This window comes from uncultured Halorubrum sp. (genome assembly GCF_937146585.1).
Classification (GTDB): Archaea; Halobacteriota; Halobacteria; order Halobacteriales; family Haloferacaceae; genus Halorubrum; species Halorubrum miltondacostae.
Map to the genome: position 1 here is coordinate 1 of NZ_CAKZRO010000163.1, position 6,863 is coordinate 6,863.

Below are 6,863 nucleotides of genomic sequence, written 5' to 3' on the forward strand. Positions count from 1 at the left end.
ACGGATCGCCGCACTCATACGGATTATTGTGACGAATTACCAGTCAGTGCTGGAGACGGGGTCGGCAATGACCGGTAGTTGACTACAATAATCCGTATCAGTCGTCGGCCTGCGCCGCCGACCCGTCCCGGTCGTCGATGACCGGCCGCTGGACGTCGCGGTCGGTGGCCTCGCCGTCGATATCGTAGGGATACTCGCCGGTGACACACCCGAGACAGAGGTCGAGCCGCGACGCGTCCAACACGTTTGCGATCGCATCGATCGAGAGGTAGCCCAGGCTGTCGGCGTCGATCTCCTCGCGGATCTCCTCGACCGACCGGTCGGCCGCGATGAGTTCGTCGCGGGACGCCATATCGATCCCCATGTAACACGGTGCGACGATCGGCGGCGCGCCGATCCGGACGTGGACCTCCTCGGCGCCGGCGTCTTTCAACAGCGAGACGAGCTGCCGGGAGGTGGTCCCCCGGACGATGCTGTCGTCGATAATGGTGACCGACTGCCCCTCGATCGTCGACCTGATCGGGTTGAGCTTCAGCCGGACGGCCCGCTCGCGCTCGTCTTGGGTGGGCATGATGAACGTCCGGCCGACGTACCGGTTCTTCATCAGCCCCTCGGCGAACTCCACGCCCTCGTCGTCGGCCGGCCGCGGCTCGCCGGTAGCCGTGGTCTCCCCCGCGGCGTCCGCGTAGCCGGAGGCGAACGCGCGCCCGGAGTCGGGGACGGGCATCACGACGTCCGACTCGACGCCGGACTCCTCCCAGAGCTTCCGCCCGAGCGAGCGGCGCACCTCGTACACGAGGCTCTCGTCGATGACGGAGTCGGGCCGCGCGAAGTAGACGTGTTCGAAGAAGCAGTGGGCGGTCGCGTCGCGTTCGACGAGCTGATACGTGTCGTATCCGGTTCCGTCGGGGTCCAAGACGACGAGCTCGCCGGGGCGGACGTCGCGGATCAGCTCCCCGTCGAGCGTGTCGATGGCGGCGGACTCGCTGGCGAGGACGTAGCCGCCGTCGATCTTCCCGAGACACAGCGGTCGGTTCCCGAGCGGGTCGCGGACGCCCAGCACGGTGTCGTCGTGGGTGATCGCCAGCGAGTAGGAGCCGTGGATGCGGTTCATCGTGTGTTTGACCGCCCGCACGAGGTCCTCTTCGAGGAGGTTCCGGGCGAGGTCGTGGGCGATCACCTCGGTGTCGCCGTCGGAGGTGAACGCGTGGCCCGCGGCCGCGAGCTCCTCGCGCACCTCGTCGGCGTTGACGAGGTTTCCGTTGTGCGAGAGCCCGAGCGATCCGGACTTGAACGACACCGAGAAGGGCTGCGCGCAGCTCTTGTCGAGGCTACCGGCCGTCGGGTAGCGGACGTGACCGATGCCCGTGCCGCCCGACAGCGACGCGAGGTCCCCCTCCTCGAACGCGTCGCCGACGAGGCCGCGCTCGACGTGGCTGTGCTGCTGGAACCCGTCGTGCGTGACGATGCCGGCCGACTCCTGGCCGCGGTGTTGGAGCGCGTAAAGCGCGTAGTACAGCGGTCGCGCGGCCTCCCGGTCCTCGAGCGAGACGCCGACGACGCCGCACTTCTCGCGCGGTTCGTCGCCGCCGTGGTCCCCACCGGCGTTCATGTACGCGAGAGTGAGGCGGGCGGCGATAAAAATCCTCGTGTTCGTGGCGTATCGCTCCCCTTCTCGCCTCGAGTTATACGTGATCGTGTATAATATTCGGCATGAGTCAGCGTACGGTCACGCGGTCTCCTCGCCGCCGACGAACTCGTCGAGGCGCGCGAAGTACGCCTCTCGCGGCACCTGGTACGCCCCCCGGTAGTCGACCGCGCCGTCGACGAACCGCTCCGCGACGTCGACCGCGCCCGCCGCGCCCGCCTCGCGGCTCTCGTGCGTCTCCGCGACCGCCTCGATCTCGGGCTCCAAGAAGAGGACGACGTGCCACTCGTCGGTCGCGTACTGGCCCGAGCCGGGCCGCGCGTTCCGGGAGCCGTTCGTCAGGTAGATCGTCGGGAGACACTCGTCGGGGAGGTCGCCGCTCCCGAAGACGTCGGGGCGGTAGACGAGGATCGCCCGGCCGCTGGGCTCCTCGTTCCACACCCGCCACCCCTCCGGCAGCGATTCGAAGGCCATGGCTCCACTCGGTCGCGGAGGCTTGAAAACGTCGCGCTCGGGCGGGCGGTGCGTCGTCAACGCGGCGCACGTCGCCCGTCGAACCGCGAGGGACCCTCAGTCGACGATGTCGGACCCGCCCGGGGGGAGGAACTCCTGAAGCTGGTCCGCGCTCGCGACCTTGCGCACGAACGACTGGTCGGCGAACCGCTCTTTCAGGTTCCGGTACGCCACCATCGCGGCGTCGTTCTGCGCGTACATCCCCGGTTCGAAGGTGAGGTGCGCGGCCGCGCGGTCGACGATGGCCGACGGCGGGCCGCCGATGGCGCGGGTGACCGGCTCGCACTGGACGCCGACGGCGATCCGGCAGGGGACGTCCTCGAAGTACGTCCGGTCGCCGCGGATAACGAAGCTCCCCTTCTCGATGTACTCGCCGCTCTCGGGCGTCTTCGACACCTGGTCCGGCTCGACCATGTACGCGTCGCCCGCGCCGCGGCCGTCCTTCCAGTCCGACGAATACGAGACCGCGAACTGCGCGGCCTCCCGCAGCGTCTCCTCGGAGAAGTCGACCGGGTCCGCCGACTCCGAGGGCCCCGCCGCCTTCAGGAGCGTCACCGGCCCGCCGTGCGCCTGCGTGTGGAAGAACCGGTCGTGTTTGCCCATGTACTTCTTCACCAGCTCTTCGTTCTGGTCGGCGTTGCGCCCGCCGATGACGAGGTAGCCGGTCGAGGTACGGAACCACCGGAACCGCTCGAACCAGTCGTCCGGACTGCGGATCGGGATCGACGACCGGGAGAGCCAGTCGGTCTCGTGCGCCTCCTCGTCGTCACCCTCGTCGTCGCCGTCGTCGCCGTCGCTCCCGTCGTCGGCCGCCTGCTGTTCCTCCCACTCCGCCTTCCGTTCCTTGACCGCCTCCAGTTCCTCGCGGGTGGACTCGATCGCCGCCTTCGCGCCCGCCTTCTTTTCCTCGACGCGCTTCGCCTCCTGATAGAGCCGGTCGGCGTTGACCTCCACGCCCTCGCTCGCGTCGAGGTCGACGCGGACGGCGTCGCCGTCCTCGTCGTCGAGCTCGACCGTCACCGCCCCCTCGCCCCCGTCGACGTCGACGACGGCCGCCGCGGCCGGGATGCCCCGCTCCGCGCCGGCGTCGAGCGTCGCCGCGATCTCGTCCCACGGGACCTCGTTCTCGCGGGCCTCCCGCACCGTCGAGAGCACCTCGTCGACGAGGTCGTAGTTCGCGTACAGCAGCTCGGCGCGCTCGCGCTCCGCCTGCGCCTGCTCTTCGAACCCCTCGATCGCCCCGCGCTGCTGTTCGATGATCCGCTCCTGTTTGGCGATCTCTTCCTCGAAGTCCGGGCGGGACGCGGTCGCGTCCGCCGGTGCCTCGCCGTCGTCGGTGGCCTCGTTCCCGAGCCGGTAGAAGTACTCGTCGACCGCGGCGTTGAACGAGTCGAACCCGACGCTCGGGAGCCCCTCGTGCTCGGCGAGCGGGAACGGCGTCACGTCGACCACGCGGGGGTCGGTGTCGTCGCCGTCTCCGCCGTCGCCGTCGACCGACTCCTCGTACACGCGGGGGTCGATGTCGCCCGAGCGGAGCCGCTCGTCGAGTCGGGAGAGCGCGTCGTGGAGCGCGCCGAGCTGGTCGTCCGTCGCCTCCTCGATGGGCGTCTCCTTCGGCACGCCGGCGCGGGTACACACCTCCTCCGCGTAGAGCCCGCCGAGGTTCAATTGCGTGGCGAGCGTCCGCACCACGTCGCTGTCCGACTCGCGCATGTGGCGGTCGAACCCGCCGCGGCTCACGGTGAGGGGGTTGAGCCGAGAGGCCGGGTACTCGTACTGGGAACCGGGCGCGACGGTGCGGGACTTGAGTCGGACCGTCGAGAGCGCCCCGATCACCTCGCCCGTCTCGTCGAGCGCGGCGACGTTCCCCTGGCCGAACAGCTCGGCGACGAGCGTCGTGTTCTGGTCCTCGCGCTCGAATTCGAACGTGAGGATGCGGTCGAACTCGTACTGCTCGACGCCCGCGAAATCCGCGCCGGACAGCCGGTTCCGGAGCATCTTCGCGAAGTTCGGCGGGCGGCCGGGCGCGTCCGCGACGTTGTCCGGGTCCGCGGCGTGCGCGCGCTTCACGTCGCCCACCTCGATCATGAGCTCGACGCGGCCGCGGTCGAAGTCGCGCAGCTTCAGCCGGAGCAGGTCGTCGTCGTAGAGGTACGCCTTGTCGACCTTCGCGCCCTCGTACCGGTTCAGCTCGGTGACGAGCGCGGCGAGGTCGATGCTCGACAGCTCCCGCTTCTGGTCCATACGAAAGAGAGACTCGCGGGCCGGAAAAAGGCGTGTCGTTGTCGCCGGGTCAGCCGGCGAAGGCGATGTGAGCGATCGTACGGAGCCGCGAGGTATTATCCATAATAAATGTTGTGGGAAAATTATATCTCCACGATATTCGATGTACAGCCGCATGCTGAATATTACCAAGCGTGACTTTCTCAAGGTGAGCGGGTCGGTGATCGGCGGGATCGCGGCCGGAACCACGGTGACGGCCGCGGAGCGGACCGACCGGTTCATTGTCTCGACAAAGGGTAGGGCCGACCTGAGCGACCTGACGGTCGTCCACGAGATGCCCGGGATCAATTACGCCGTCATCCGGGGCGACGAGTCGGCGGTGAAGCGGTCGGTCAAGAGCTACGAGGCGGACGTCCAGATCGAACTGGACTCGCCGGACGCGAACGCGGAGGCGCCGACGCGGGACGCGTCCGACTACGAGGGACAGCCGGGAGACTTCCTCCAGTGGGATAAGGACGACCTCGACGTCCCCGAGGCGCACGAGACGACCGAGGGCGAGGGGACTCGGGTCGCCGTGATCGACTCGGGCGTGCTCGAAACGCATCCGGACCTAGCCGGGCCACTAAACCTCGATCTCTCTCGGAACTTCACCGACGACGGAGGCGATCACAACCCCGTCGGCGGCGACGACCACGGGACGCACGTCGCCGGGATCGTCGCCGCGGACAACGGCGGTGGTGTCGGTGTCAACGGAACGGCCCCGAAAACCGACCTCGTCGATTGTCGCGTGTTCTCCGGACCCACCGCCTCGTTTGGTGACATCCTCGCGGCGGTCGTCTACAGCGCGAACATCGACGCTGACGTGGCGAACCTCTCGCTGGGAGCGTACCCGATCCCGAGACAGGCACAGGGGCAGTTCTACGGGAAGGTCCTCAACAGCGCGATGACGTACGCGAACAAAGAGGGGACGCTGCTCGTCATCGCGGCGGGCAACGACAGCGCCGACCTCCAGCACGACAAGAACTTCATCAGTCTCCCGAACGAGGGCGCGCAGGCGGTGTCGGTCGCCTCGACGGGACCGATCGGATACGGGTGGGACGCGGACGGTGACGGAGAGACAAGCGATCTGGTCGCCCCACCTGAGAGCCCGGCATTTTACACGAACTACGGGACGAACGCGATCACGATCGCCGCGCCGGGCGGTGACGCGGACTTAGGGGCGATCGGCACCGGCGTTCCGTGGTTCAACGACCTCGTGTTCAACACGGTGTTCAGCTACGTTGACACGGACGGAGACGACGAGCCCGACACACAAGTACCGGGTTACGGCTGGAAGGCCGGGACTTCGATGGCGGCCCCGAACGTCGCGGGCGCAGCGGCCCTCGTCAAGTCGGCGAACCCCGACTACAACGCGAACCAGGTTGAGTCCGCGCTGAAGAAGGCCGCCGAAGTGCCGGATGAGTACGGGAAAGAGTTCTACGGCGCCGGCTACCTGAACATCCTCGACGCGCTGTAGGTCCCCGCCGCGAGTCGCCTTTTTTGAACTACAGCCGCTTCGAGACGTACGGCCCGTCCTGCCGGTAGCCGAGCTTGTTGCGGTAGTACTCGCGGGCGCCGATGCCGGAGATGACGGCGATTTTCCCGTAGCCGGCCTCGCGGGACAGCTCCTCGGCGCGTTCGAGGAGCTTCGTCCCGTACCCCTGATGCTGCCAGTCGCCGTCGCCGCCGATGCCGACCTCGTTGCCGTACACGTGGAGCTCGCGGACCAGCGCGGCGTCTTCGAGCTCCGGGCGGATCGGGTCGCTCTCGGTGCCGGGCGCGCCGGGCTGGTCGGGCGCGAACGAGGGGAACCGCAGTCGACAGAAGCCGACCAGCAGGTCGCGCACGGGGTCCTCGAACGCGAGGAAGTGTTCCGTGCCGCCGCCGGCCTCGTAGGTGGTGACGTCCAACTCGACGTCGTCGGGGTCCGGGTCGGCGTCGTTGTGGCCCACCTCGCGGGCGCGGATGTCCCGCTGGACGATCCCCTTCTCCTCGGCGCGCTGGGCCGCGAGCTGGCGGAGGTTCGACTTCTGGACGCCGGCGTCGATGAAGTCGGCCGGGATGTCCCGCTGGACGCGCTGAAGCCGCGTGTACTTCGGGATGTGGTCCATCACGTCGGCGACGAGGTCGGCCGCCTCCTCGCTGGTGAGCGGGTCGAAGTCGTCGCGCCGCCACCGGTCGTACACCCGCGTCCCCTCGACGACGAGCGTGGGGTAGATCTTCAGGTAGTCGGGCCGCCAGTCGGGGTTCTCGAACAGCTGCCGGAAGTCCTCCAGGCACATCTCGCGGGTCATGCCGGGCTGTCCCGGCATCATGTGGAAGCCGACTTTGAACGCGGCGTCGCGCAGGCGGCGGTTGGCGTTCCGGCTCGCCTCGTTGCCGTGCCCGCGGTGCATCTCGCGGTTGATCCGCTCGTAGGTGGTCTGGACGCCGACCTCGA

5 protein-coding genes are annotated in these 6,863 nt (G+C 68.4%); 1 reads left to right on the top strand and 4 read right to left on the bottom strand.

What is annotated here, in order from left to right:
* Positions 1-97: 97 nt before the first annotated feature.
* From purF to rqcH, 3 genes are all read right to left on the bottom strand, one after another.
* Entirely contained in the window at positions 98-1,612 is a 1,515-nt protein-coding gene (gene purF, locus Q0116_RS13710; RefSeq protein ID WP_297889513.1) for an amidophosphoribosyltransferase, read from the bottom strand.
* Between the two features lie 117 nt (positions 1,613-1,729).
* Complete coding sequence (locus Q0116_RS13715; protein ID WP_297889516.1) at positions 1,730-2,122, bottom strand: DUF5820 family protein; 393 nt, start codon at positions 2,120-2,122, stop codon at positions 1,730-1,732.
* Positions 2,123-2,218: 96 nt separating this feature from the next.
* Entirely contained in the window at positions 2,219-4,405 is a 2,187-nt protein-coding gene (gene rqcH / locus Q0116_RS13720) for a ribosome rescue protein RqcH (RefSeq protein WP_297889518.1), read from the bottom strand.
* Positions 4,406-4,559: 154 nt separating this feature from the next.
* Between rqcH and Q0116_RS13725 the strand changes: the two genes are divergently transcribed.
* A complete protein-coding gene (locus tag Q0116_RS13725) occupies positions 4,560-5,900 on the top strand; it encodes a S8 family serine peptidase (protein ID WP_297889524.1) in 1,341 nt (446 codons plus the stop codon).
* Between the two features lie 28 nt (positions 5,901-5,928).
* Here the strand turns inward: Q0116_RS13725 and Q0116_RS13730 are convergent.
* Positions 5,929-6,863 (bottom strand): tRNA uridine(34) 5-carboxymethylaminomethyl modification radical SAM/GNAT enzyme Elp3 (locus tag Q0116_RS13730; RefSeq protein ID WP_297889521.1); only part of this gene is annotated, 935 nt, incomplete at its 5' end.